The 24,993-nt window shown below is 71.2% G+C and carries 27 protein-coding genes; 16 read left to right on the top strand and 11 right to left on the bottom strand.

Annotated elements, in window-relative coordinates:
* Positions 1 to 26: 26 nt before the first annotated feature.
* A complete protein-coding gene (locus tag FHR82_RS23790; protein ID WP_184812730.1) occupies positions 27 to 278 on the top strand; it encodes a hypothetical protein in 252 nt (83 codons plus the stop codon).
* 56 nt (positions 279 to 334) lie between these two features.
* A complete protein-coding gene (locus tag FHR82_RS23785; protein ID WP_184812729.1) occupies positions 335 to 1,150 on the top strand; it encodes an MBL fold metallo-hydrolase in 816 nt (271 codons plus the stop codon).
* A 45-nt stretch (positions 1,151 to 1,195) separates the two neighbouring features.
* Here the strand turns inward: FHR82_RS23785 and FHR82_RS23780 are convergent, their stop codons facing one another.
* Complete coding sequence (locus FHR82_RS23780; RefSeq protein WP_184812728.1) at positions 1,196 to 2,254, bottom strand: NAD-dependent epimerase/dehydratase family protein; 1,059 nt, start codon at positions 2,252 to 2,254, stop codon at positions 1,196 to 1,198.
* A 227-nt stretch (positions 2,255 to 2,481) separates the two neighbouring features.
* On the opposite strand from FHR82_RS23780, the gene FHR82_RS23775 reads away from it, so the two are divergent.
* Positions 2,482 to 2,877, top strand: a complete 396-nt coding sequence (locus FHR82_RS23775; RefSeq protein ID WP_184812727.1) for an anti-sigma factor antagonist — start codon at positions 2,482 to 2,484, stop codon at positions 2,875 to 2,877.
* Between the two features lie 8 nt (positions 2,878 to 2,885).
* On the opposite strand, the gene FHR82_RS23770 is transcribed toward FHR82_RS23775, so the two are convergent.
* Positions 2,886 to 3,611, bottom strand: coding sequence for a HemK2/MTQ2 family protein methyltransferase (locus FHR82_RS23770; RefSeq protein ID WP_184812726.1), 726 nt, complete (start codon positions 3,609 to 3,611; stop codon positions 2,886 to 2,888).
* A 171-nt stretch (positions 3,612 to 3,782) separates the two neighbouring features.
* Positions 3,783 to 5,354, bottom strand: coding sequence for a putative glycoside hydrolase (locus tag FHR82_RS23765; protein ID WP_184812725.1), 1,572 nt, complete (start codon positions 5,352 to 5,354; stop codon positions 3,783 to 3,785).
* A gap of 129 nt (positions 5,355 to 5,483) precedes the next feature.
* Between FHR82_RS23765 and FHR82_RS23760 the strand changes: the two genes are divergently transcribed.
* Positions 5,484 to 6,512 (top strand): polysaccharide deacetylase family protein, encoded by a 1,029-nt coding sequence (locus FHR82_RS23760; protein WP_311771242.1) that lies wholly within the window; start codon positions 5,484 to 5,486, stop codon positions 6,510 to 6,512.
* A gap of 120 nt (positions 6,513 to 6,632) precedes the next feature.
* On the opposite strand, the gene FHR82_RS23755 is transcribed toward FHR82_RS23760, so the two are convergent.
* From FHR82_RS23755 to FHR82_RS23735, 5 genes are all read right to left on the bottom strand, one after another.
* Positions 6,633 to 6,992, bottom strand: coding sequence for a hypothetical protein (locus FHR82_RS23755; RefSeq protein ID WP_184812724.1), 360 nt, complete (start codon positions 6,990 to 6,992; stop codon positions 6,633 to 6,635).
* A gap of 79 nt (positions 6,993 to 7,071) precedes the next feature.
* Positions 7,072 to 7,824, bottom strand: a complete 753-nt coding sequence (locus FHR82_RS23750) for an HpcH/HpaI aldolase family protein (RefSeq protein WP_225943886.1) — start codon at positions 7,822 to 7,824, stop codon at positions 7,072 to 7,074.
* Complete coding sequence (locus FHR82_RS23745) at positions 7,821 to 8,657, bottom strand: ABC transporter permease (RefSeq protein WP_184812723.1); 837 nt, start codon at positions 8,655 to 8,657, stop codon at positions 7,821 to 7,823. Before FHR82_RS23745 ends, FHR82_RS23750 begins: the two co-directional genes overlap by 4 nt.
* A 23-nt stretch (positions 8,658 to 8,680) precedes the next feature.
* On the bottom strand, positions 8,681 to 9,478 hold the full coding sequence (locus FHR82_RS23740; protein ID WP_184812722.1) for an ABC transporter ATP-binding protein: 798 nt from the start codon (positions 9,476 to 9,478) through the stop codon (positions 8,681 to 8,683).
* Positions 9,471 to 10,280: an IclR family transcriptional regulator gene (locus FHR82_RS23735; protein ID WP_184812721.1), complete on the bottom strand. Its 810-nt coding sequence runs from the start codon at positions 10,278 to 10,280 to the stop codon at positions 9,471 to 9,473. The genes FHR82_RS23740 and FHR82_RS23735 overlap by 8 nt, the downstream gene beginning before the upstream one ends.
* Positions 10,281 to 10,459: 179 nt before the next feature.
* Between FHR82_RS23735 and FHR82_RS23730 the strand changes: the two genes are divergently transcribed.
* The 9 genes from FHR82_RS23730 (at position 10,460) to FHR82_RS23690 (ending at position 19,205) form a co-directional block, all read left to right on the top strand.
* On the top strand, positions 10,460 to 11,350 hold the full coding sequence (locus FHR82_RS23730) for a DUF6282 family protein (RefSeq protein WP_184812720.1): 891 nt from the start codon (positions 10,460 to 10,462) through the stop codon (positions 11,348 to 11,350).
* Between the two features lie 400 nt (positions 11,351 to 11,750).
* Positions 11,751 to 12,653 carry a cupin domain-containing protein gene (locus tag FHR82_RS23725; protein ID WP_184812719.1) on the top strand — a complete coding sequence of 301 codons (903 nt, stop codon included), beginning with the start codon at positions 11,751 to 11,753 and terminating at the stop codon, positions 12,651 to 12,653.
* A gap of 26 nt (positions 12,654 to 12,679) precedes the next feature.
* Positions 12,680 to 13,768, top strand: coding sequence for an ABC transporter substrate-binding protein (locus FHR82_RS23720; RefSeq protein ID WP_184812718.1), 1,089 nt, complete (start codon positions 12,680 to 12,682; stop codon positions 13,766 to 13,768).
* Positions 13,765 to 14,643 carry an LLM class flavin-dependent oxidoreductase gene (locus FHR82_RS23715; protein WP_184812717.1) on the top strand — a complete coding sequence of 293 codons (879 nt, stop codon included), beginning with the start codon at positions 13,765 to 13,767 and terminating at the stop codon, positions 14,641 to 14,643. Before FHR82_RS23720 ends, FHR82_RS23715 begins: the two co-directional genes overlap by 4 nt.
* 5 nt (positions 14,644 to 14,648) lie before the next feature.
* Complete coding sequence (locus FHR82_RS23710; RefSeq protein WP_184812716.1) at positions 14,649 to 15,842, top strand: thiolase family protein; 1,194 nt, start codon at positions 14,649 to 14,651, stop codon at positions 15,840 to 15,842.
* Positions 15,842 to 16,501 (top strand): 3-oxoacid CoA-transferase subunit A, encoded by a 660-nt coding sequence (locus FHR82_RS23705; protein WP_184812715.1) that lies wholly within the window; start codon positions 15,842 to 15,844, stop codon positions 16,499 to 16,501. Before FHR82_RS23710 ends, FHR82_RS23705 begins: the two co-directional genes overlap by 1 nt.
* Positions 16,498 to 17,148, top strand: a complete 651-nt coding sequence (locus FHR82_RS23700) for a 3-oxoacid CoA-transferase subunit B (RefSeq protein WP_184812714.1) — start codon at positions 16,498 to 16,500, stop codon at positions 17,146 to 17,148. The genes FHR82_RS23705 and FHR82_RS23700 overlap by 4 nt, the downstream gene beginning before the upstream one ends.
* Positions 17,149 to 17,300: 152 nt before the next feature.
* Positions 17,301 to 18,764 (top strand): DUF8189 domain-containing protein, encoded by a 1,464-nt coding sequence (locus FHR82_RS23695; RefSeq protein WP_184812713.1) that lies wholly within the window; start codon positions 17,301 to 17,303, stop codon positions 18,762 to 18,764.
* A gap of 90 nt (positions 18,765 to 18,854) precedes the next feature.
* Positions 18,855 to 19,205: a PRC-barrel domain-containing protein gene (locus FHR82_RS23690; RefSeq protein ID WP_184812712.1), complete on the top strand. Its 351-nt coding sequence runs from the start codon at positions 18,855 to 18,857 to the stop codon at positions 19,203 to 19,205.
* Positions 19,206 to 19,394: 189 nt separating this feature from the next.
* Here FHR82_RS23690 and cutA read toward each other — a convergent pair whose 3' ends face one another.
* Positions 19,395 to 19,703, bottom strand: coding sequence for a divalent cation tolerance protein CutA (gene cutA, locus FHR82_RS23685; RefSeq protein WP_184812711.1), 309 nt, complete (start codon positions 19,701 to 19,703; stop codon positions 19,395 to 19,397).
* A gap of 211 nt (positions 19,704 to 19,914) precedes the next feature.
* On the opposite strand from cutA, the gene FHR82_RS23680 reads away from it, so the two are divergent.
* On the top strand, positions 19,915 to 20,979 hold the full coding sequence (locus tag FHR82_RS23680) for a fatty acid desaturase family protein (protein ID WP_184812710.1): 1,065 nt from the start codon (positions 19,915 to 19,917) through the stop codon (positions 20,977 to 20,979).
* Here FHR82_RS23680 and FHR82_RS23675 read toward each other — a convergent pair.
* Together FHR82_RS23675 and FHR82_RS23670 are read right to left on the bottom strand one after the other, a co-directional pair.
* Positions 20,963 to 21,541: a TetR/AcrR family transcriptional regulator gene (locus tag FHR82_RS23675; RefSeq protein WP_184812709.1), complete on the bottom strand. Its 579-nt coding sequence runs from the start codon at positions 21,539 to 21,541 to the stop codon at positions 20,963 to 20,965. The genes FHR82_RS23680 and FHR82_RS23675 overlap by 17 nt on opposite strands.
* Positions 21,542 to 21,551: 10 nt before the next feature.
* Positions 21,552 to 22,970, bottom strand: a complete 1,419-nt coding sequence (locus tag FHR82_RS23670) for an MFS transporter (protein ID WP_184812708.1) — start codon at positions 22,968 to 22,970, stop codon at positions 21,552 to 21,554.
* 220 nt (positions 22,971 to 23,190) lie between these two features.
* Between FHR82_RS23670 and FHR82_RS23665 the strand changes: the two genes are divergently transcribed.
* Both FHR82_RS23665 and FHR82_RS23660 read left to right on the top strand, forming a co-directional pair.
* The gene (locus tag FHR82_RS23665; RefSeq protein ID WP_376706439.1) at positions 23,191 to 23,919 is read left to right on the top strand and encodes a HEAT repeat domain-containing protein; all 729 of its coding nucleotides are present in this window, start codon (positions 23,191 to 23,193) and stop codon (positions 23,917 to 23,919) included.
* Complete coding sequence (locus tag FHR82_RS23660; RefSeq protein WP_184812707.1) at positions 23,913 to 24,986, top strand: HEAT repeat domain-containing protein; 1,074 nt, start codon at positions 23,913 to 23,915, stop codon at positions 24,984 to 24,986. The genes FHR82_RS23665 and FHR82_RS23660 overlap by 7 nt, the downstream gene beginning before the upstream one ends.
* The last annotated feature ends 7 nt before the right edge of the window (positions 24,987 to 24,993 follow it).

Here is a 24,993-nt window from a genome sequence, read left to right as displayed (position 1 = left end):
AGGTGGAGACGAGGTTTAATCCCGGCATGGACAACACGCTGCTCGTCCGGGCGATCGTCGAGGCCCTGATGTTCCTCGAACACGCGGAGGACGACGAGGTCGACCCGGACGCGGCCGTGCGCGGCATCGAGGTGATCGGTCATGAGCTGGCGGCCCTGAGCCCCGCCGACCGGACGGAGTTCCGGCTGGTGCTGGCGCGGATCGCGGAGACATCGGGCGACCGAGGACACGCACGGCGGGCTCGCGAGGTGCCGTTCATGCTCTGGGGTGAGGAGTAGCCAACTGTCCCGCGCTTCGACCGTGTAGCCGGTCGGCCACCGGGTACGTCCGCCGCATGCCATTCGAGGAGACCGCGGGCGATTCGGTGTCGTTCATCGGCACCGCCACGACGTTGATCCGGCTGGGCGGGTTCACCGTGCTGACCGATCCGAACTTCATGCACCAGGGCCAGTGGTCGTACTTCGGGCAGGGGCTGTTCTCGCGCAGGCGCACCGAACCCGCCGCACAGCCCGCCGACCTCCCGCCGCTCACCGCGGTCGTGCTGTCCCACCTGCACGGCGACCACTTCGACCGGGTCGCGCGGCGTGAGCTGGACCGGGACGTGCCGATCGTGACGACCGGGCACGCGGCCGCGAAACTCGGGCGTGGCGGGTTCACCGGCTGCGTCGGCCTGCGGACCTGGGCCGAGGAGACGTTCTCCGCCGGGGACGCGACCCTGCGGGTGACCGCGGTACCGGCCCGGCACACCGCGGGCCCGCTGAACCGCCTGTTGCCCGAGGTGATGGGCACCGTGCTGGAGTACCGGCGCACCGCGGACGCGACACCACTGCGGGTCTACGTCTCCGGCGACACCGTCCTCCACGGGGACCTCGCCGAGATCGGCCTGCGCTTCCCGACGCTCGACCTCGCGCTGCTGCACCTCGGCGGCACCAGGGTGCTCGGCGTGTTGCTGTCCATGGACCACAAGCAAGGCGTTGACCTGGTCGAGCTGCTCCGCCCGGACCGCGTGGTCCCGATCCACTACGACGACTACGGCCTGTTCAGGTCCCCGGTGTCCAACTTCCTGACGGAGGTCCGCGACCGGCGAACGACGGCCGAGGTGCGGCTGCTGCACCGTGGTGACACGTTGCCCCTGGCACCGGCCAGGTAGCGGGAGGGCCTCCGTCGACGACCTCGGACGCGTCGCGGGCTCCTCCTAGGCCGACTGGTCCTGGTGGCTGGGACGTCCGAGGTGGAGCCGCCGGGGCGGCGGACGCAGCGGTGGGGCGCCCGCGTGTTGGTGGTCGTCGTGCATGGCCGTGACGAGCTCGGCCAGCGCGTCGACGGCCCCTCGGCGGGGCACCCAGCCGAGTTCGGCACGAGCGCGTGTGGTGTCCACAAGGGACGCCTGGTCGGCCAGCCGCAGCCACGCCGGGTGCAGTGGCTGCAAACCCAGCCGCCAGGCCACCCATGCCGGCCCGGTCAGCAGTCGCAAGGGCACCGGCACCCGGACTCCCCCGACCACGCGCGCCACCTCGCGGGCGGGCAGCACCGACTCGGCCGCGAGGTTGAACGCGCCTGCCGCGCGCTCGGCCAGGATCAGCCGGATGGCCAGTGCCACGTCGTCGGCGTGTACCACCTGCAGCCGCAGGCCGGTCCACAGTGGAACGGGCAGGGCACGGACGCCGAGCAGCGCGCGGGGCAGCCACGGGCTGAGCAGCCAGCCCGCCAACTGGGCGGCGGCGGCACGCTGCACGACGGCACACGGACGGATCCGGGCCATCCGCGTCTCGGGGTGCCTGCGGCCGAAGGCGTCGAGCTGGGCTTCCAGCGCCGCCTTGCCCATGCTGTAGGCGCTGCCCGGGACGCCTGCGCACGGAAAGTCCTCACCGACCCGTCGCCACCGGCCCGCAGGCGTGTAGGCGGCCACCGAGGAGGCGCAGACCAGGTGCGGCACCCCGGCCGCCGCCGCGGCGGCCAGCACGTTCGCGCTGCCCACCGCGTTGGTGCGCGGCAGCGGCGGTTCGTCGGTGCGTGGGTGGATGGCCCAGGCCAGGTGCACGACGGCGTCCGCACCGGTGAACACCGCGCACAGCTCGTCCTCGGCGGTGCCCGCGCCGATGTCCACGCCGGCCCAGCGAGCCGAGGAGTACGGTTCCCGCGCGGTGTCCGGCCTGCGCCTGGCCACGCCGACCAGTTCCCAGCCCGCGGGCGCGAGGGCCCGCAGCAACGCCGTCCCGACGTTCCCGCTGGCACCGGTGATGACCACCTTCATGTGAGTCCACCGGCAAGGGCACCACGCATCGGCACGGTGTGCCCGGCCAGGACACCGCCAAACAACCAGCCGGACGGTGCCGCTGCCGGCGCGGCGGGTTCCGGTCGGGGACACGCGGTGCCTGGCGGGTGGTCACCGCGCGTCACGGCCTCGGGACACCGTGCCCGCGGTGTCCGACGTCACTGACGGTCAGCCGGTGCATTGACAAGCGGGTAACGTTCTGCGTTGTGAGTGAGCAGCCCGAGACCGGCGTTACCCCCGCGGGGTTGGACATCGTCCTCCGCGACGGGGACAACGTCGTCGTCGTGGTGGTCAAGGGCGAGATCGACATGGAAACCGCGCCGGTGCTGCGCGAAGCGATCATTCTCGGCATCGGCCAGACACCGGGCAAACCCTGCGTCCTCGACCTGACCGCGGTCACGTTCCTCGGCTCGGCCGGTCTCGCCACGCTGGCGGAGGCCACCCAGCACGCCCAGGCGCTCCGGGAGCCGCTGCGGATCGTGGTGGACTCCAACCGTCCCGTGATCAGGCCCATCCAGGTCTCCGGGCTGGACGACATGCTGAGTCTCTACCACTCCGTGGACGAAGCGACGAGATCCGGGACGGAACGACAAGGCCCCTGAGCGAATCCTCACTCCGAGGTGACCGGATCGCGCCCGTGCTCCGTGCTGGTGGTCGCGGAGACCCTCGGCCGCGGCACCCGGGCCGGAACCCGGTCGGCGCGGACGACGACCAGCTCCTCGTGGCGCTGCCCCTCGGCGATGAGCCCCCGTTCGCGGAGCAGGTGCTCGCGGGCGCGCATGACAGGCCCGAACGGCTCCTCGGCACGCGCGACCACGGAGGCGGTGAGCCCGCCGTCGCGCAGTTGCCGGAGTGTGGTTGACACTCGGCACAGCGCGGAGTGGACGACGAGCAACGTGCCACCGGGAGCGAGCAACGCCGGAGCGGCCGCGCACAACCGGTCCAGGACCGCCCTGCCGTCGACACCGGCGTCCCACGCTCGCGCGGCCCCGCGAGCCGGGAGCGCCGGTTCGCCGGGCACGTACGGCGGGTTGGCGATCACGAGGTCGAACCGGCGTCCGTTGGTGCGGGCGAAGGCGTCCCCCCGCTCGACCCGGACCCGGATACCTCGCACCGCCGTGTTGAACCGGGTCGCCAGGGCGGCACGGCGGGAACAGTCCACCGCGGTCAACGACCGAGGACGAGTCCGCGCCGCCACAATGGACAGTGCGCCGGTACCGCAGCAGATCTCGAGAACGTCCGCACCCGGTGCGAATCCAGTCCGGTCCAACACGTCGGCCAGCAGCCAGGTATCTGCCTGGGGCCGGTAGACGCCCCGAGGTCGCAAGAGCCACATGGCGCGGGGAATACCTCGCCCCCCGCCCTCGAAACCACGGCATGCTCCCGAGTCAGCCGAACACCCCACACGACGTCCGCAGAGGACCCACTCCACCCCAGAGACCTGCCCGTCCGGCGAGCGGACCCAGCCGCCTTCCAGGCCATCAGCCGTCCGCTGGGTCGGACCCGCTCAGCGGGATGCGGGAAGCGCGGCGGGATCGTAGCGGCAAGCGGGGTCCCACAGCAGGAACGAACGGACGCCGGCGTCGGCAGCGGCGGTGACCTGTGCCTGCACCTCAGCGGGGCCGTAACCGCGGGCAAGGCTGAACGCCTGGAGCCACGGGATCACCTGCGCGCCGGTGCCGCGAACCTGCTCGACGAACGCGGCCACCGACCGGGCGGTGATGTCGTACGGCTGGGCTTCCGGGTGCGCGACCCCGTACTCGCCGGGGCCCCAGTGGGACGGGTAGACCATCGGTGCCACGTAGTCGACGTTCTTCGCGATCGCGGGGATGTCCTGGGCGACAGCGGTGGGATGGTGCGCGGCGATGCCGAACACCGACGCGCCGAGGAGCGCACCGTGGGCGCGTGCCGCGGTGCGGCTGTCGGCCAGGAAGTCCGCGATCGCTTGTTCGGGTGTGCCCCGCAGACCGGGGATGCGCATGTCGGACAGCGCGCCCTCCGGCCTGCGCACGTAGTCGTAGAGGATGTCGTCGAAGCCCAGTGCCGCGGCTTCCTCGGCGAGCGCGATGTTGTACCCGGTCACGTCCGGGTTGGCGAAGTTCGTGAACGCGTACTCGCCGTACGTGCCGGACCAGGGTTGCCCGCCGCTGGTCTGCAGGACCCGGTCGGTGTGGCCGGCACGCCAGGACGCCTGGGCCAGGATGGGATCGCGGAACGCGACGAGCCTGCCGACCACGCGGATCCCGGCCTCGTGCAGCTCGGCCACGGCGGCCTTCGCGTCGTAGTGGTCGCGGGTGGCGCCGATCTGCCGGGCCAGCGGCACCTGCGACTGGTACCCGATCTCGCCGTTCTCGTCCTTGATGTCGAGCTGGACGGTGTCGATGCGCCCCTCGGCGGCCATGGCCAGCACCGGGTCCCGCAGGGTGGCCGAGGTCCAGCCCAGCGCACTCATGTGCACCGCGCGCATGCCAGGGTGCCTGGCCGCCACCGTGTGCCGCTGCGCGGTGTTGTTCCCGGCGGCGTCCCGTGCGACGACGTGGACGCTGGTCGGCACCTCGGGCAGGGAGACGGCGAACGCGCCGCCGTCGTCGAGGCGGGCGGGACGGTGGTCGACGGTGACGGCCGTGGCGCCCGGCGCGCGCCCCCGCAAGGTGAACGGCGCGCGGAGGTCCGTCACCGGTGTCTCGTCGACGGTCAGGCGCGGCGGTTTGCTGTCGACGGTGACGGTGTGCGTGACCTCGTTGTCCGGCAGCAGCCAGTCGGCGCGGCGCGCGGTCACGGTGTGGACGCCGTCGGCGAGGTCGGTGTCCGCGAGCACCAGGCGATCCCCGGTGCGGCGCACCGCGGCGGGCTGTCCGTCCACGAGCACGTCCACCCCGGACAGATCCTCTCCGGACGGTGCCATGACGCCCAGCTCGCCCAGCCCCTGAGGGGTGACCACCGCGCCCTCCGGCACGCCCGTGATGACCGGACCGCCCGACAGGTGGCGGATGGCCGGAACGGCCAGGACCGTCAACGCCGCGAGCACACCGGCACACATCAACGCGATGGTCCGTCCCCGCTTCCGCTGATCCACCATTCCCCGCTCCTCACTCTCGCAGACACGACTCACGTGCTGGTCATGCCCGCGCGGTGCAGGACTAACCTGAAATCACCTGATGGTGTCGACCTCGTTGCGGCGCAAACGAAACGGCCGCATTGTGTCGCTGTGTCCACAACGCGCATGGTCGCGATCGCACTCGTCGCGGCACTCACGGCGGCAACCGGGTGCACCATCGATGCGGCTCGGCACGTGCCGTCCCGGCAGCAGGTCCGGGCCGCGGAGCCGAGCACGTCCCCGCCGAGCGTGCCCGACCCGGCCGCGGTCGGCGCGAACGAGCTCGGCGTGGTGCCGGTGCTCATGTACCACCGGATCGTCGCCGAGCCGGAGACCGTGTACGACCGGACGCCCGAGGCGTTCCGCGCGGAACTCGTCCGGCTGGCCAAGGAGGACTACGTGCCGGTCACGGCGGCGAGCTACGCCGACGGCGACTTCGACGTCCCCGCGGGCACGCACCCGGTGGTGCTGACGTTCGACGACGGGGATCCCACCCAGTTCTCGCTCGACCCGGCCGGCCTGCCCGCCGACGGCACCGCGGTGTCGATCATGCGCGAGGTGGCCGAGGAGTACCCCGGTTTCGGGACCGCGGCGACGTTCTTCGTCAACACCGATCCCTTCGGGGACCCTGGCGGGCGGCGTACGCTGCCGTGGCTGGTCGCGCACGGCATGGAGGTCGGCAACCACACCGCGAACCACACCAACCTCGCCCAGTCCACATCGGACCAGGTGCGGCAGGACATCCTCACGCAGGACCAGGCGATCCGTGCCGCCGTCCCCGGCTACTCCCCCGCGACGCTCGCGTTCCCGTTCGGGGCGGTACCGGACGAGCCCGGCCTCGCGCTGCACGGCGTGGTCGGCCCGGCCGAGTACCGGCACCGGGGAGCCTTCCTGGTGGGCGCCAACCCGGCGCCGTCCCCGTACGCGGCGGACTTCGACCCGGCGGCCATCCCCCGCATCCGCTCGCAGGACGCCACCGGCGCGGACGCCAAGTACTGCTCGACCGTGTGGCTGGACAGCCTCGCGGCGGCACCGTCGCAGCGGTACACCTCGGACGGCGACCCGGACCGCATCTCGTTCCCGGCGACGTCGCAGCAGACAGCCGCCGCGCGGTTCGCCAGCCGGACGGCCACGTACTGACCGCCGGACGTGTCGCACCGGTCCTACCGACCCGCGGTGTCGAGTTGCCGGGGCGACGGCACCCGGGTCGCCCCGGTCCGTCCCGTCGACCACCGACCCGGGCTGTCCCGGCGCGGTGCGCTACGCGGTGACCGACGTCGACTGACCGCAGTCGGCGAAGAAGACCACCTTCGTGCCGTTCTTGTCCTCCGCCGACGCACAGCGGTAGGCCACACCGTCCACGCCGGTTACGGAAACCTCCACCTCGGACCCGTGGCCGGTCTTCCGGCAGGAGAGCCCGATCGGCCCGGTCACGGTCGAGACGTCGATCCCCTGGTCGGCCAACCGCTTCCGTACGGCAGGCACGTCCGCGCTCGTGAGCGCGTCGCAGGAATAGGCGGTGACCTCCGCCGGTTCGTCGGCGGTGGCAACGCCGCCACCCGAGAACGCGACGGTGGCCACGGTGGCGAGCACTACTGCCTTGCGTGGTGTGATGATCATGTCCGGCACATACCCGCGCCGCTGACCATGACACCGGCTGGCGCCGAACCGTCCCCGATCGGGTGACAGCCCGTCCCTGCTACTCCGGCCCCCTGGTGCCCGCGACCAACGTGGCCGCGGCCGTCGCCAGCATCGAGGAGTCGTTGCCGAGAACCAGGAAACCGAACCCCCGCGCGGCCAGTTCGCGGGCGCGGGCCGGGTCGGCGCCGAGTGCGAACCCGCACGGTTTGCCCGCCTCGGCCGCGGTGGCGAGGACCGCGTCGATCAGGTCGGTCACCTGTGGATCGGTCGCGGCGCGGCCCATCTCCATCGACAGGTCGGCGGCGCCGATGAGCACTCCGTCGACACCGTCCACGGCGAGGATGTGCTCGGCGTCGCGCATGGCCGACTCGCTTTCCAGCTGTGGCAGGCAGAGCGCGTGCGCGTTGCCGAAGTCGAGGTACTCCGCGCGCGGCAGCCGTCCCCACCGGCCCGCCCGGCTGGTGGCGCCGGAACCACGCGTGCCCCTCGGCGGGAACCGGGTCGCGCGGGCGACCGCCGCCGCCTGTTCCGGGGTGTCCACATGGGGCACCAGCACACCCCCGGCGCCCGCGTCGAGCACCCGCTGGATCGTGGACGGGCGGTGGTCGGGCACCCGCACGATCGGTGTCACGCCGTGCGCGGACGTGATCGCGATGAGCGTGTACGCGGTCTCGAGGTTGAGCATCGTGTGTTCGAGGTCGATGACGACGAAGTCGAACCCGGCGGCGGCCGCGATCTCGGCGGTGTCCGGGGCGGGGATCTTGAGCCACGTGCCGATCGGGGGCAGATCGCCGGGGTTGTCGAACATCATGCCTGCTCCGTAACGGGTCGGTGTTCCGCGGACCAGAACACGATCTTCCTGTTGCACAGCACCACGAGCGCGTGCAGCGCGAGGCCGATCGCCGACAGGATCACCAGGACGGCGAACGTGCGCGACACGTCGAGGGTGAAGTTGGTGGCCTGGATGACGTACCCGAGCCCGGCGGTGGCGCCGACGAACTCGGCCACGATGGCGCCGGTGACCGACAGTACGACCGCGACGTCGAGGCCGGCGAAGATGTGCGGCAGCGCGGACGGGACCTGCAGGTGGCGCAGCACGTGCATGCGGCTCGCGCCGAAGGACCGCAGCATGTCGATCTGGTCGGGGTCGGCGGAGCGCAGCCCGAGGATCGCGTTGATCAGCAGCGGGAAGAACGCGATGAGCGCGGTGGTCAGCACCTTCGACGTCATCTCGGTGCCGAACCAGACGACCAGCAGCGGCGCCATGGCCACCTTCGGGATCGTCTGCGTCATCACGACGAGGGGGAACAGCGCCTTGTCGAGGACGCGGGACTGGGTGACGAGGAACGCGCACAGCAGCGCGGCGGCGACGGCGAGACCGAAGCCGAGCAGGATCTCCTGCAGCGTCACCCACGCGTGCTCGAGCAGCGAGCCGTCGCTCAGGCCGTCCACGAGGGAGGACAAGACGTCGGTCGGCGCCGGGACGAGCACGATCGGCACGTCGAAGGCACGCACGACGAACTGCCAGACGGCGAGCACGACGACCAGCACGCCGCCGCTGAGCACGAAGCCGGGCACCTCGCGGCGGGGCCGCTCGGCCGGTGGCTCATGGACGTGTTCTACATCAAGGGAAGCGGTGGACATGGGGTCCCTCCCACCAGCGCGGCCTAGTGGGCGCTGTTCTCGGAGTTGAGCAGGACCCGGATGCGGCGGACGATCGCGCCGAACTCGGGTGTGTTGATGTTCTCCAGGCCGCGCGGGCGCGGCAGGTCGACGTCGATGACCTCGGCGATCCGCCCCGGCCGGGGCGTCATGACGACGACGCGGTCGGACAGCAGCACCGACTCGGGGATGCTGTGGGTGACGAAGAGGACGGTCTTGCGGTCCCGTTCCCAGATGTTCAGCAGGTCCATGCCCATCTGGTCGCGGGTCATGGCGTCCAGCGCGCCGAACGGCTCGTCCATGAGCAGGATCTCCGGGTCGTGCATGAGCGCGCGCCCGATGCCGACCCGCTGCTGCATCCCACCCGACAGCTCGCCGGGGTACCGGTCGGCGAACTCCTCCAGCCCGAGCATCGACAGCATCGCCTCGGCCCGTTCGCGCGCCTCCCGGTCGGACAGCCGGTGGTTGATGTCCTGCGCTATCAACAGGTTCTTCGTCACCGTGCGCCACGGCAGCAGCAGCGGCTGCTGGAAGACCATGCCCATCCGGCTACCACCGCCGAAGTCGACCTCTCCCGCGGTGCGCTTCGTCAGTCCCAGCAGGACCTTCAGCAGGGTGCTCTTGCCGCACCCGCTCGGCCCGACGATCGAGACGAACTCGCCGCGCGCGACCGACAGGCTGACGTCGTGCAGGGCGTCGACCACCCGCGCCGCACCGCGCTTCGACCGCCTCGTCGTGTACCGCTTGTAGACGTGCCGCAGCTCGACGGCGGTGTCGACGGTCGTGCCGACTGTCTCAGTCATGGTGTACCTCCTCGGTGGCCCCGCCACCCATCTCCGCGGTGACCCGGGCGGCGGCCTCGGCGAGCAACGCCGACTCCCGGGTGCTCCCGTCGGCGGGCAGCAGGTGGGCGGTGCCGACGAAGGCGAGCGTGGCGCAGATCGCCGACTTGTCGAAGACCGGCGCGGCGATCACGCTGATCCCCCGCGCGTTGAGGATGGGTTCGCTCATCCCGCGTTCGCGGATCCCGGCGATCTGTTCCCGGACGTGCATCCGCTGGTCGGCGGGGAGTGTCCCGAGCAGCCGGTCCGCGGTGAGCTGGTCGGGCAGGAACGCCAGGTAGACCAGCGCCTGCGCGGTGTTCAGCGGCAGCTGGGAGCCTACTCGCACCGTCACTATGGTCCCGTGCGACTCGTCGTCCTCCACATGCGACACCACGGGACCCGACGGACCCCACAGGCTCAGCACCACCGTGAGACCTGTCGTCCTGGTCAGGTCGCGCATGTGCGGCGTGGCCAGCTGGATGACCTTCCTGCGGCCGATCGCGAACGCGCCCAGCTGCAGGAGCAGCCTGCCCGGGGTGAACACGGAGTTGCGTTCCTCGGTGCGTTCCAGCAGGCCGGCCGCCTCCAGTGACACGAAGTACCGGTGCAGTGTGGTGCGGTTGAGGCCGAGCCGCTCGGCCGCCTCGGCGACGGTGACCTCTGGTGTCTCGGGGCCGAACAGGGTCAGAATCTGCGCGGTCCGGGAAACGGCCTGGATATCGCCGTTCGACGCGGCACCCGTGTCGGACGCGCCCGACGTCGCTGACGCCCCTGACGTCATTGTCATCTCACCTTCACCGTCCGTTCGGCGGGATCAGTGTTCGTTTGCCGAACATGATGTGCGGGAACCTAGGCCATCAGTCCTGCTTTGAGCAACAGGCACGGTCAAACCCGCTCTTGACATCTCTCATCGTGAACATGGAGTGTGCATAGCGGACACAACGAAGGGGGTTCTCCCGCATGACTCCACCCGACGCACTGGTCCGCGTCCTCCGCGGCGCGGTCGACCTGCACTGCCACTCCGGCCCCAGTCCCTTCCCCCGCGAGCTGACCCACGTGGAGGCAGCGGAGGACGGGGACCGGCTCGAGATGCGGGCGATCCTGGTGAAGTCGCACCACCACATCACGGTCATGGACCTGCTCGCGATGCGTGACGGGCTCGCCAAGGTCGGCACCAGGGCCTTCGGCGGGATCGCGCTCAACAGCCAGGTCGGCGGCATCAACCCGTACGCGGTCGCGATGGCGCTACGGATGGGCGGCCGGGCGGTGTGGTTCCCGACGTTCTCCTCCGGGCGGCACATCGCCTGCCACCCGGAAGGTGACGGCTTCCCCACCGCCGCGGTGCCCGTGCCGTCCGCCCAGGTGGACTTCACCGACGACGCGGGCGAGCTGATCCCCGAGGTCTACGACGTCCTCGACCACGTCATCGAGGCAGGGGCGCTGCTCTCCGGCGGGCACAACACGCCGGAGCTGATCACGCAGCTGTTCACCGCGGCCAAGGAGCGCGGGGTGCGCCGGATGGTGATCAACCACCCGAACTTCGTCATCGGCGCCGACCCAGAGCAGTGCCTCGAGCTGGTGGGCCTCGGCGCCTACGTGGAGCACGAGTGGGGCATGTACGACCCGCAGGGCTACCGCAAGTGGGACCCCAAGCAGCTCATGGACTGGATCGAGCGAATCGGCCCGGAACACACGGTGCTCGCCTCCGACCTCGGCCAGGCCGGGCGGCCGCGACCGGTCGACGCGCTGCTCCGCGTCGCCGCCGCCCTGCTCGACCTCGGCCTGCCAGAGCGCGACCTGCAGCGGATGGTCCGCGACAACCCCTCGTTCCTCCTCGGCCTGGACGACTAGTGCTGTGTCCGCCGACGTTTGCCGGGTCCTGCGGCGGGTCCGGCCAAGCCGACGGCGATCGCCGTGCCGGGGTGGGCTGGTGTGCCGTGAAAGGCGCGTTCAGGACATGGCCGGTGTTGTGAAGGCGCGTTGAGGGCGTTGGGTGCCCTGATAGCGCCTTTCACAGCGTGGCCAATGCCGTGAAAGCGCCTTTCACGGCACAACGGACGTCGTGAGGGCGTGCAGCGCGCTGGGGACGCAAGCCCCACACCACACCCGAGGCTGCCTGCCAAAGAACCCCGTTGCCAACCCGAGGCCATCCCGGAGACCTGCCCCTCCGGCGAGGAGCCGCCGGAGGCAAACCCATCCGGCAACCCACCCCGGCCAACGCAAGTGGAAACAGCACTAGAAAGGCGGACCCATGTACGACAAGAGCGACGCCCGCGCCGGCCTCGCCACGGCGCCGGGCCCGGCCCCGCAGGGCCGGGTCGCCGCGCCGGAGCTGCTCGACTTCGACAAGCAGGAGCCGCAGGAGACCACGGCCGCCGGGAGCAGGACCTGGTGGGGACGAGGGCAGAACTTCGTGCTCGCCTACACCTCGGCCCGTAGTGGCGAGGTGTTCACCCGGGAGGCGCAGCCCGACGAGTACGTGGTGGTGCTGCCCCACGACGACTCCAGCGTCGAGGTCGTGGCGGGTGACCAGAAGGAAACGGTCACCGGCCGGGCGGTCGTGGTCGTGCCGCCCGGGGACAGCACGGTCACCGCGACCGCCGGCTGCGACGTGGTGCGGCTGTTCACCACCCGGTCCGCCGATCTCGCCGAGCGGGCGGGCAACGCCGCGTCCTACGCGGAGGACCACCCGCACGTGGCACCGTTCGCCGCGTGGCCGGACCCGGTCGAGGGCTTCCGCGTCCGCGTGTACCCGGTGGCGCACCTCGAGCGGTCCCCGGACCGGTTCGGGCGGATCTTCCGGTGCAGCACGTTCATGGTGAACTTCCTGTTCCCCCACGAAGGGCCCCGGGACACCACGAAGCTCTCGCCGCACCACCACGACGACTTCGAGCAGTGCTCGCTCGCCGTGCGCGGGGAGTTCGTCCACCACATCCGCACGCCGTGGACCACCAGGCTCGACGACTGGCGCGAGGACGTGCACCACGCGTGTGGCAGCCCGTCGGTCGCGGTGATCCCGCCCCCGACCGTCCACACGACACAGGCCACCGGTCAGGGGACCAACCAGCTCATCGACATCTTCTGCCCGCCGCGCGCGGACTTCTCCGCCAAGCCAGGCTGGGTGCTCAACGCCGGGGAATACCCCGCGCCCTGAGTGTCCGGGTGTTCAAGGAGGAACACATGCCCAAACCCAGAGTCCGGACCAGAGTCCTCACCGGACTGCTCACCACACTGCTCGTCACCACGCTGACCGCCTGCGGCGGCGCCGCGGGCGGCGGTGACTCGTCGACGTTGAAGGTCGCCGTCACCACCCCGACCTGGAACGCGGGCTTCGCCACGTTCCTGCTCTCCCAGGCGGAGGGCTACTTCGAGGACGAGGGCATCGACGTCGAGTTCACGCTGCCGCCGTCGGGCACCCAGGCCGCGCAGCAGGTGATCGCGGGCGGCGCCGACATCGCCCTCGTCACGCCGGAGCCGGTGATCATCGGTGCGACCAAGGGCACCGACCTCACCTACTTCGCCTCGTACTACGGCGACTGGATCTACGGGCTCGCGGCGGTCGACGGCTCCGGGATCTCCGACGTGTCCGACCTCAAGGGCAAGCGCATCGGCGTGACCAACGTGAGCAGCTCCGGCGCCACGTTCGCGCGGGTCGCGCTCCAGCTGGCCGGGCTCGGCGAGAACGACGCGACGCTCGTGCCGATCGGCGTCGGCGCGCAGCAGGTCAGTGCCATCAAGGACGGCCAGGTCGACGCGCTCGCGCTGTGGGACACGCAGTACCAGATCGTGCGGAACGCCGGGATCAGGATCACCGACCTGCCGGTCGAGGAGATGACCGGGATGTTCGGCGGCGGGTTCGTGGCCCGCAAGAGCAGGCTCGACGCCGACCGGGACGCGTTCGCCAAGTTCGGCCGCGCGTTCGCCAAGGGTGTCGTGTACGCCCAGGCGAACCCGGAGGCCGCCATCCAGGCGATGTGGCAGTCCCAGCCCGACACCCGTCCCGCCGGTGGCACGTCCGAGGCGGACGGGCTCGCCCAGCAGGTCAAGGTGCTGCAGGTCCGGCTCGCTGGCCTGGGTGTGCAGGAGGGCGAGGAGGACTGGGGCACCATCGACCCCGACCGGGTGCGGCGCTCGATCGACTTCGCCGAGAAGGCCGGCCTGATCGACAAACGGGTCGAGGTCGACCAGATCCTCGACCCCAGCCTGCTCCCGAAGATCAACGACTTCTCGCGCGAGGAAGTCCTGAAACAGGCGTCGGCGAAGAAGTGAGGCTCGGACTGGCCCTGGACCTCGGGTCGGCGGCCCCGGTCGCCGACCAGGTCGCCGGTGCGCTGCCACTGCTGCGGACCGCGGAGGAGTCCGGTGTGGACACCGTGTGGGTCGGCGAGAGCTACCACCGGGAGCCGCAGCCGTTCCACCTGCCCGGCGTGCTGATCGTGCTCGCCCACCTGGCGGCGCACACCACGCTCCGGCTCGGTACCGGGGTGCTGCTCCTGCGTGCCTACGACCCGGTGCGGCTCGGGTACGAGACCGCGCTGGTGGACCAGCTCAGCGGCGGGCGGCTGTCGGTCGGCCTCGGACTCGGGCCCGCCGAGCTGAAGGCGCGGTTCGCCGGTGGCACGACGATGGACACCGCGCTGCGTGAGCTGCGAGCGGCCTGGGACGGCGGTGCCGTCCCAGGCCCGGCGGGCCGGCCCCGGCTGCTGGTGGGCGGCGGGACGGCCGCGTCGGTGCGGCGGGCCGCCGAGCTGGCCGACGGGTACTACGCGGCGACCAACTACTCGGACCGGCTGCTGGCCCACCAGGCCACGGCGTACCGCGACCGCGGCGGAACCGGCGACGTGGTGGCGAACCGGCTCTGCCTCATCCACCCGGACGGCGCGGCGGCCCGCGCGCTCGCCGAGCGGTACCTCTCCCCCGTCCTCGGCTACTACACCGGCCGAGGGCTCTGGAAGTCCACACCGGACGACCCGGCGCCGGGGGTGTCCGCACTCGTCGGTACCCCGGCGGAGGTCGGGACCGCGCTGCGCCGCTACGCCGACGCCGGGGTCACCGCGATCAACCTGCGCGTCGCGCCGCACGGCACCCCGCCGGACATCGCCCGCCGCACCATCGAACTGGCCGCGGCCCTGCCCTGGAAGTGAGAGCCATGTCGTCCTCGTTGCCATCTTCTTTCGTGTACTCCACGGTGCGCACCCCGTTCGGCCGCTACGGGGGCGCGTTGTCCGGGGTGCGGACCGACGACCTCGCCGCCACCGTCCTGTCCGAACTCCTCGCCAGGACACCGGACCTGGACCCGGCGCGGATCGGCGACGTCGTGTACGGCAACGCCAACGGGGCCGGTGAGGACAACCGCAACGTCGGCCGGATGGCGGTGCTGCTGGCCGGCCTCCCGGTCACCGTGCCCGCCACGACCGTGAACCGGCTGTGCGGTTCCAGCCTGGACGCGGCGATGGCCGCAGCCCGGGCGGTGGAGACCGGCGACGCGGAGATCGTGGTGGCGGGCGGGGTCGAGTCGATGAGCCGCTCACCGTGGGTCATGCCCAAACCGGTCAGGGGTTTCCCGCCGGGGGACGCGACGCTCGTGTCGACCGCGCTGGGCTGGCGGCTGGTGAACCCGCGCATGAATCCGGAGTGGACGGTGTCGAACGGGGAGGCCAACGAAGGGCTCGCCGAGCGGTTCGGGATCACCCGCGAGCAGCAGGACGCGTTCGCGCTGCGGTCGCACCGGCTCGCCGACCAGGCATGGTCGGACGGGTTCTACGACGACCTCGTCGTGGGCGTGCCCGGCGTGGACCTGAAGCGGGACGAGGGCATCCGGGCCGAGTCCACGCTCGAGAAGCTCACCTCGCTCAAGCCCGCGTTCCGGCCAGACGGCCGGATCACCGCGGGCAACGCGTCACCGCTGTCCGACGGCGCGGCCGCGGCCCTGATCGGGTCGGCGGGCGCCGCGAGTGCCATCGGCGCGGACCCGGTGGCGCGGATCGCGGGCCGCGGCACGGTCGGGTCGGTGCCACAGGAGTTCGGCTACGCACCCGTGGCCGCCGCGGAGAAGGCACTCGCCTCGGCCGGGATCACGTGGTCCGACGTGGGCGCCGTCGAGCTGAACGAGGCGTTCGCGGCGCAGTCGCTCGCCTGTGTCGGCACGTGGCCGATCGATCCGGAGATCGTCAACACGCGGGGCGGCGCGATCGCGATCGGCCACCCGCTCGGCGCGTCGGGTGTGCGAATCCTCGGCACCCTCGCCGCGGTGCTGCGGGAGCGCCGTGCGCGCTGGGGCGTCGCCGCGATCTGCATCGGCGTCGGCCAGGGCCTCGCGGTCGTACTCGAAAACGTGGCCTGATGGTCGAGATCGCCCCCGACACGGACACGGCGGTGCGCGGGATCGCCGCCGGGTCGACCGTGCTGATCGGCGGCTTCGGCCCGGCCGGACAGCCGTACGCGCTGATCGACGCGCTGCGGCGCGTTGGGACCGGCGACCTGACGGTGGTGAACAACAACGCGGGCAACGGCAGCACCGGGCTCGCCGCGCTGCTCGCCACCGGCCAGGTCCGCAAGATCATCTGCTCGTTCCCGCGGCAGGTCGACTCGTACGTGTTCGAGGAGCTGTACGCCGAGGGCCGGATCGAGCTGGAAGTGGCGCCACAGGGCAACCTCGCGGAACGGATCCGGGCGGCGGGTGCCGGGATCGGCGCGTTCTACACCCCGACCGGCGCCGGCACGATGCTCGCCGAAGGCAAGGAGGCCCGCGTCATCGACGGCCGTGCGCACGTACTGGAGTACCCGATCCACGCCGACGTCGCGCTGATCCGCGCGCACACCGCGGACGAGGCGGGCAACCTCGTGTACCGCAAGACCGGCCGCAACTTCGGCCCCATCATGGCGACCGCCGCCCGCCTCACCATCGCCGAGGTGACACGTGTGGTCCCGGTCGGCACCCTCGACCCGGAAACCGTGGTCACACCGGGGATCTACGTCGACCGCGTGGTGGTGACGGCATGATCGAGCACCCGGCACCGCTGACCCGCGTCGAGCTCGCCCGCCTCGTCGCCAGGGACATCCCGCCGAACTCGTACGTGAACCTGGGCATCGGCCAGCCGACGGCCGTCGCCGACCACCTCGACCCGGCGCACGGCGTCGTGCTGCACACCGAGAACGGCATGCTCGGCATGGGCCCGCACGCCCACGGCGACGACGTGGACCCGGACCTGCTGAACGCGGGGAAGACCCCGGTCACCGAACTGCCCGGCGCGTCCTACTTCGACCACGCCCAGTCGTTCGCCATGATGCGCGGCGGCCACCTCGACGTGTGCGTGCTCGGCGCGTTCCAGGTCGCCGGGGACGGCACCCTCGCCAACTGGCACACCGGCGCCCCGGACGCCATCCCCGCGGTCGGCGGCGCCATGGACCTCGCCGTCGGCGCCAAGGACGTCTTCGTGATGATGACGCTGTTCGACAAGACCGGCGCCCCGAAGCTGGTGCGCGAGTGCACCTACCCGGTCACCGGGCTGCGCTGCGTGAGCCGCGTCTACACCGACCAGGCCGTCTTCCACCTCGACGGCGACCGGGTACTGGTGACCGAGACCTACGGCACCACGATGAGCGAACTGTCCGCGCGCCTGGACGTGCCGCTGACGACGGCCCCCTGACCGGCGCAAACGCGAAGTCCTGGCAACGGATCCGTCTGCGGAGCCGGATCCGGGTCGGCGTACTGGCCGTCGACCACCGACCGATACGTCGCCGCTGTGCTCGTATGCGCGGATTGGGCTGGCTATGGGCGGGCCGGTGGTGCGATCGGATCATGAAAGCAATCCGGAAACTGTGCGGTCCGCTGATCGGCCTGGCCATGATCGGGTCGACGGTCGCGCTGGCGCCACCGGCGTATGCCGCCGCGCCGACGCTCGAGCTGCCGTTCGTCTGCGGCACCTCCTGGGACGGCAACTCCAGTGGGAGCAGCGCGCACAGGAACTACGAGATCGACTTCAACAAGACCGGCACCGACGGCAACGAGGACCTGGGGGAACCCATCGTCGCCGCGGCGGCGGGGACGGTCAGACAGACGGGCGACGAGGGTTCCGCCTACGGCAACTACGTGGAGATCAACCACGGCGACGGCTGGACCACCCTGTACGCCCACCTCGACAGCAAGGCCGTCAGCACGGGTGAGGCCGTGCGGCAGGGCGAACTGATCGGCACCCTCGGCAACACCGACGGCAACTCATCCGGCATCTCCGCCCACCTGCACTTCGAGCTGCGCGACCGCGGCAGCGGGCAGAGCTGGCCCGACTACATCCGGCCCGCGTCGTTCCACGGCGACGCGTTCGACTATTCGGCGGGCCAAGAGCGGTTCGTGAGCCAGAACTGTGGTGCCCAGGCGCCGACCACGATGCCCGGCCTGTCGTCGGTGTCTCGTGCCACCGGCTCGATCGATGTCTTCGCCACCACCACGGACGGCCGCCTGAAGCACCGCAACTTCTCCGGCGGCGCGTGGAGTTGCTGGGCGACCCTGGCCGGCAACGCCAAGATCAAGGGCGACCCGGCCGCTGTGGTGTCCGGCGGCGGCAGCCGCATCGACGTGTTCGCACAGGGCATCGACAACCGGCTCAAGAAGCTCGTCTGGACCGCGGACCACAGCTGGTACGAGTGGGCCGACCTCGGTGACTACACCATCACGTCCTCACCCGCGGTCACGATGCGGTACAAGACCGGCTTCGACGTCTTCGCGCGGAACACCGCCAACAAGATCGTCTACCGGCACTTCAGCATCGCCGACGGCTGGGTCAACCACTGGGCCCAGATCGGCCTGAACGCGTCGAGCGTGACCTCGACCAGCGCACCCGCGGCGGTCGCCAGTGCCGACGGCACCAGGATGAACGTCTACGCGCGCGCCGCCGACGGCAGCCTGATGACGCTGATGTGGCTCAACACCGCGAACTGGTACAGCTGGGTGGATCGTGGCTACGCCATCATCGGGAGGCCGGCCGCGACCACCCGAGGCGGCATGAGCGCGGACATCTACGTGCGGCACTACGACAACAGCCTCGTCCAGTGGCACACGCCGGACGGCGCGGACTACACCACCTACGAGCCGCAGGACTTCGGCGGCTACACCACCACCAGCCCGACCGCCGTCACGTGGGGCAACCAGCGGATGGATGTCTTCTCCCGGAACAGCTCCGGCCACCTGATCCAGAAGTTCTGGACGTCCACCAGCGGGTGGACCGGCTACATCGGACTCGGCCCCGTCGGCACCCCGCCCTGCTGACGAACACTCCAGCTCACGTGGCCGCCGCGGCACCCCAGCCGCGGCGGCCACGTCGCGTTTGCGCAGGTGAGGCCGGGGTATTCGCAGGTCATGTTTCCTGCGGAGAGCCTGCGCGACTGGGTGGGCATGAAGGTCATCGACCCGGCGGACAAGTCCATCGGTTCTCTCGAGGCCGTCTACGTCGACACCATCACCGACGAACCCAGCTTCCTGACGGTCAAGGTGGGTGTGATCGGCAGGCAGCGGCTCGTCTTCGTGCCCGCCTTCGGCGCGACCGTCACCCCGAAAGCGGTCCGGGTCCGCTACGCGAAGGCACTGGCTCGCGAGGCACCGTCCATCGACACCGACGGCGAACTCCTCGCCTCCGACGAGCCCGCCGTCTTCGCACACTACGAACTCGACTACGGCACCGGCGCCGAACGACGCCTCGCCCGGCGCTGACGGCCCCGCCACGTGGCACGCACCACGGCCACGCGCGTCACCGGAGCGCGCCCCACACCTCACCCGAGGCTGCCGGCCATCCCAGAGACCTGCCCGTCCGGCAGGACGCCCGTCCGGCGAGGACAGCCCGACGAGCGGAGGCTCACAAAGGAAAGCTCGGAGGGAGCAGCGCAACTACCCGGCGTGCGGTCACCCCGCGTCAGCGGGCTCGCCGACGAGGTGCCGCACGTTCTTGGTCACCACGAGGTCGTGTACCTCGCCACCGTGGTGGACGTCGATGTGGTCGAGCAGCTCGTCGACCCCGTCGGCGGTGACCTCGATCTCCACCCGCCACTGCTCGGTCGCGTGCTTGTGGCCGTGCCAGCGGTGGACCCGCCTGATCGGACCCTCGATGTGCGCGCAGCAGGTGAACGCTGTGCCCGCGACCTCGACGGCCATGGTGTTGGCGAGCTGCTTGCTGTCCGTCGTGAACGTCACGACGACGTGTCCGTAGTCCATGACTGTGATGGTAGTCACAAATCACGAAAGGATCCCATCTCGCGTGCACAGCCTTGACGAGTTCGAACCCCGTACCCCCCATCGATGTGACGCTCCGACGCCGACACCGGAGCCCGCATCGGGCCCGGCCAGGGCCATGGGGCTGGCCCCCGTGTCGATCGGGGGGCCACCTGGCTGCCGTCACGGCGGGCCGGTACAGGACAGTAACGCCATGACTATTGATGCCGCTCCCCCGGTGCCGCCGTCGACCGGCAGCGACTTCGCGCGGTTGTCCCGGCGTATCAACGAGGCAGGGCTGCTGAAGCGGCGTCCCGGCTACTACACGGTGCGGATCGGGCTGCTCGCGGCGTGTTACCTCGGCGGGCTTGCCGCCTTCGTCGCGCTGGGGGACTCCTGGTGGCAGCTGCTCGTCGCGGTGCTGTTCGCCGTGTTGTTCGGGCAGGTCGCGCTGGTCTCGCACGACCTCGCGCACCGGCAGGTGTTCCGCACCAGGAAGCTGTCGGAGATCGGCGGGTTCATCGCGGGGAACCTCGGCATCGGCATGAGCTACGGCTGGTGGATGGACAAGCACACCCGGCACCACGCGAACCCCAACCACGAGGAGCTGGACCCCGACGTGGCGCCGGACATCCTGGTCTGGTCCGATGACCAGGCCCGGGCCAGCCGCGGGATACCGCGCTTCCTCGGCCGCTGGCAGGCGTACCTGTTCTTCCCGCTGCTCCTGCTGGAAGGCATGAACTTGCACGTCTCCGGCGTGCGAGCGCTGGGCAACCCCAAGCTCAGGCGGCGCGGCGTCGAGGCCACCCTCCTGTTCACGCACTTCGCCTGCTACCTCGCGGCGTTGTTCGTGGTGCTGTCCCCGGGCAAGGCGCTGCTGTTCCTGGTCGTCCACCAGGCGCTGTGGGGCCTGTACATGGGCTCGATCTTCGCCCCGAACCACAAGGGCATGCCCACGCTGTCCGGCGACGACCGCCCCGACTTCCTGCGCAGGCAGGTGCTCACCTCCCGCAACGTGCGCGGCAACTGGCTCGTGGACAACGCGCTCGGCGGTCTGAACTACCAGATCGAGCACCACCTGTTCCCCAGCATGCCGTCCCCGCACCTGCGCCGCGCGCAGCCGATCGTCCGCGAGTACTGCGCGGAGCTGGGCGTGCCCTACACGGAAACCGGGCTGGTCGACTCCTACGCGCAGGCGCTCCGCCACCTCCACCAGGTCGGCGCCCCGTTGCGTGACCAACGTTCGCGGGACCGCGACGGGCTCAAGAGCGGGGTGTGATCAGGTCCTGCAGCAGGGGACCGAAGGTCGCGACGATCTCCGGCGGGGACAGCGTCGTCACCCCGGGAAGCTTCATGGCGAGGCGGACCGCGCCGAGCCCGGCCAGGTGCGCGCAGATCATGGCGGTGCGCAGCGGCACGTCGGCACCGGTGAGCCGGGCCGCCAGCGGCTCGGCGAAGTGCTGCTGGAACGTGCCGGAGAAGTGGGCGCCGTTCGGGCGGAACGCGGCCATGACCGCACGCAGGAACGGGTCCGAGCTGGCGCGGTCGTGCAGGTCGAGCAGGGTGGCGACGAGGTGCTCGCCGAGGTGGTCGATGTCGCGGTCCAGCAGTGCCGTCGCCTCGGCCTCGAAGGAGACCGCCTCGGCGAACAGGTTCTCCTTGCTGCCGAAGTACTTCACGATCAGCGCCGCGCTGACGCCGCTGTCCTGGGCGATCTCGCGCAGCCCGACCTCCGCGAACGCGCCTTGTGTGAAGCGCTTCCGCGCGGCTCTCAGGATCGCCAGCCGGGTGCCGCCCGCCGTGTCCGGGGTCGGTGGCGGCGCCGAGGCGTCCGTGCCCATGGCGGGGAGCTTACTGAGCCACGAGGTCGGCATGCGCGGTGACGGTGCCGGTCTCCTCGGCGGCCCTGCGCGCGCTGCGCCGGATCACCGTCGCCACCGCCAGCGCGAGGCCGGCCGCACCGGCGCACGCGCCGGCCGCCATCCAGAACGTCACCGCGAACCCGGTCGTCGACGGCACGGCGGTGCCGTCGACGCGGATCGTGTACGCGGCGAGGAACGTGCCACCGATCGCCGCGCAGGTGCTGGTGCCGATGGTCCGCAGCAGGGAGTTCACGCTGTTCGCCGACGCCGTTTCCGTCGCGGGCACCCAGGCCATGATCAACGTCGGCATGGCGGAGAAGCAGAGCGCGGTCCCGATCGACACCACCATCAGCACGACCATGAGCAGCGGGATGTTCCCCGGCATGAGTGCCTGTGCCACGTTGCCCACCACCAGCACGAGCGTGCCGACCAGCAGCGTCACGTGCGCGCCCCGCCGCGCCGACAGCTTCGCCGACAGCGGTGAGAAGAAGAGCATCCCCAGACCCATCGGCACCATGCACAGCCCGGCCACCATGACCGAGGCGCCGAAGCCGTGCCCGGTCGCCGTCGACGCCTGCAGCAGGAGTGGCGTCATCATGAAGCTCGCGAACATGCCGACGCCGACGAGCGTGGTCGCGGTGTTCGTCAGCAGCACCACGGGACGCGCGGACGTCCGCAGGTCCACGAGCGGCTGCCGCACCCACAGCTGGTGGACGGCCCACAGGACCAGCACCACCGCCGCCCCGGCGAACAGCCCGATGGTCGCCGGACTGCCCCAGCCCCACGTGCCACCTCGCGACACGGCCATCAGCAGGCTCACCAGCCCGGCGGCGAGCCCCAGGGAGCCGACCACGTCGAACCGGCCACCGGACCGCACCGGCGACTCCGGCACGAAGAGCACCACCAGCGCGAACGCCAGCAGCGACACCGCGGTCGCCGCCCAGAACACGGCGTGCCAGTTCAGGAGCTGGGCGATCACCCCGGCCAGCGGCATGCCGATCGCGCCGCCGACGCCGAGCGTGGAACTCATCGTCGCGGTGCCCGCCATGACCCGGTCCGCAGGCAGCTCGTCCTTGAGGATGCTGATCCCGAGCGGCAGCACACCGAACGCGGCGCCCTGCAGCATCCTGGCACCCAGCAGCGACTCGAACGACCAGCTCACGGCGCCGAGCAGCGAGCCGGCCGACATGATCGCCAGTGCGACCGCCAGCATCCTGCGCTTGCCGAACATGTCGCCGAGCCGGCCGCACACGGGCGCGCACACCGCACCGGCGAGCATGGTCACGGTGAGCAGCCACGACACGGCGTCCTGCGACAGGTGCATCGTGTGCGAGATCTCGGGCAGCAGCGGTGCCACCAGGGTGTGCATGAGGGACACGGTGATGCCGCACCCGCACAGCACGATCATGAGCCGACTGGAATGTGCCGTCCTGGACGGTGAACCGGTGTTCACCAACCGAGTAAACAGTCGTTCACCCCGCCGGGTCAATCGACTGTGACCCGTCCACCACCGAGTCTCCGGCGACCCCGATACCGCCGCGGCCGCGCCCTGGACCAGGCGATCTTCTGATTCGCCGGTCACGGCCTTGACCTTGACACTGTGACAAGGTGTCCACTGGGGTCAGGAGGTGGTCTCGATCAACACCACGAACGCAACACCGCAGCACAGCCGCGTGGCCATGGCGCTGGGCGTCAAGGACTCGTCGGTCCGGCTCCAGGCCGCCCTGGCCGCGGGCTCGCACCCCGACCCCGGCCTCCTCGATGCGCTCGTCGAGCGGTGCGCGATCGAGCCGGACTTCTTCGTGCGGGACATGCTGTCCTGGGCGCTGACCCGCCTCCCGCCGGAGATCACCCTGCCCCGGCTCCGCCGGGAGCTCGACTCCGAGCGGGCCCAGGCGCGCAGCCAGGCGTTGCACACGCTCTCCAAGATCGGCGAGCGGAGCGCGGGGGCCTGGGTCACCCGCGACATGCTGCGCGACGCCGACGACGAGGTCGCACGGACCGCGTGGCGCGTCGCGGTCGCCCTCGTGCCGCAGGACGAGGAGAAGGACCTGGTCGACGAACTGGCCACGCAGCTCGGCCGCGGCGACCGCACCGTGCGGCTGAGCCTGAGCCGGGCCCTCGTCGACCTCGGCGACGTCATCGAGCCCGCCATGGAGAAGGCCGCGGCGAACCCCGACCCGGCGGTGGCCGCGCACGCCCGCGCCACCCTGCTGCTCCTGCAGGACCCGGAGACCGGGTTCGACGCGGCCATCGACGAAGCGACCCGAGTCGTCACACTCGGCCCGGAACGCGCCGCGGCAGTGGCAGTGGCCGCGGCGGGAGCCGCCGAGACCGCAGGGGCCGCCGAATGCTGATCGGCGACGTGGCCCGGCACTCGGGGGTGAGCACCCGGATGCTGCGGCACTACGACGCCCTCGGCCTGGTGCGGCCGACCGGTCGCACCGCGGGCGGCTACCGCGAGTACTCCGCCGAGGACATCCGCAGGATCTTCCACGTGGAGAGCCTGCGGTCCCTCGGGCTCTCCCTCAAGCAGATCAGGCGCGCGCTGGACGACCAGGCCTTCACACCGGCCACCCTGGTCAGCGAACTCATCCGGTGGACAGAGGACCGCCTGGAGCGAGAACAGGAACTGCTCGAACGGCTCCGCACCATCGACGCGTCGGCGCCCGCGGGCTGGCAGGACGTCCTGCGCGTCGTCGAGCTCATGCAGGGGATCAACTCGCCCAGCGCCGCGCGCAGGCAACAGACCGTCCTGACCCGGTCGGAGAGCGTGCCGGTGCCCGCCGAGCTGCTGGCCAACGCGATCCTGGCCGAAGCCGACCCCAACGTCGCGGGCGCCCTGCGCTGGGCACTCGCCCGATCGGGCGACGACGGTGTCACGACGCTCGCCGCCGGCCTGCACTCGGAGGACGTCGACGTCCGACGGCGCGCGGTGCTGGCGATCGCCAGGATGTCCGACACCCCGGGGGTGACCGCGGTGCTCGCGGACGCCCTCGGCGACCCGGACCCGCCGGTGCGCAGGCACGCCGCGCTGGCGTTGGGCAAACGTGGCGTGACCGCGGCCGTGCCTGCGCTCGTCGGCATGGTGGTCGAGGGCGTCAACGACGTCGACGCGGCGGAGGTGCTGGGAACGCTGTCCCGCGACCCCGGGTGCGAGGAGCGGATCGTGACCACACTGGTCGACGAGCTCGCCGCGCACACCGCGGACTCCGCGATACGGATACGCCTCACCCAGGCACTGGTCGAACTGTCCGGCACCACCGCGCGCGAGGTCCTGCACCGGCTGGCCGACGACGACGACCGCGCGGTCGCCCTCGTCGCCTCGGCCTTCGTCGGCGTCCTCGAACAGCGGTCCTCCGACGGCGACGGGCGTGGCGGAGGAGGAGCACCTCCCGGCAGGGATCGCTCCACCGGACTGTGAGCGGCGG

It is taken from the genome of Actinophytocola algeriensis, assembly GCF_014203735.1.
In the GTDB taxonomy this organism is placed as follows: Bacteria; Actinomycetota; Actinomycetes; order Mycobacteriales; family Pseudonocardiaceae; genus Actinophytocola; species Actinophytocola algeriensis.
Note: the sequence above shows the minus strand (reverse complement) of the source record. Positions and strands in the feature narration are given on the sequence as shown.